Here is a 477-nt window from a genome sequence, read left to right as displayed (position 1 = left end):
CGTCTTGCCCGCCCCGTTCGGCCCAATCACCGCGCGCAGCTCGGTCGGGCCGATATTGAAGCTGAGATTGTTGATCGCCTTGAACCCGTCGAAGCTGACGGAGATGCCCGAGACCTCCAACAGGGTCTGCGATCCTGCCCCCGGTTTGATCGCAACATTCATTCCTGCGCCTCCTCTTCCCGGAAGGAGCCCTTATCCGGCCCGAGCGGCGCGCCATGGCGGTTCGGGCGGCGGATGCCCTCGAACAGATCGATCAGCCCCGACAGCCCTTTCGGGGCGAACAAGGTCACCAGCACGAAGGCGAGCCCCAGCAGCACCTGCCACCAGTCGACCCAGTCGATAGTGTAGAAACCCAGCGGCAGATCGGGCACGCGCCCCCCGGTGAACCAGCTCGAGACGATGGAAACGAAGGCCGCCCCCATCACCGCACCATAGAGCCGCCCGCGCCCGCCAATCGCGACCCAGACCGCGAGGTAG

At 65.8% G+C, this 477-nt stretch carries 1 pseudogene; it reads right to left on the bottom strand.

Going from position 1 to position 477, the window contains the following annotated elements:
- Nucleotides 1-158 precede the first annotated feature (158 nt).
- Nucleotides 159-477, bottom strand: a pseudogene (locus B3D39_RS07395) (urea ABC transporter permease subunit UrtC); the annotation flags it as partial.

The organism is Thioclava sp. UBA3469 (assembly GCF_002378135.1).
Taxonomy (GTDB): Bacteria; Pseudomonadota; Alphaproteobacteria; order Rhodobacterales; family Rhodobacteraceae; genus Thioclava; species Thioclava sediminum.
Note: the sequence above shows the minus strand (reverse complement) of the source record. Positions and strands in the feature narration are given on the sequence as shown.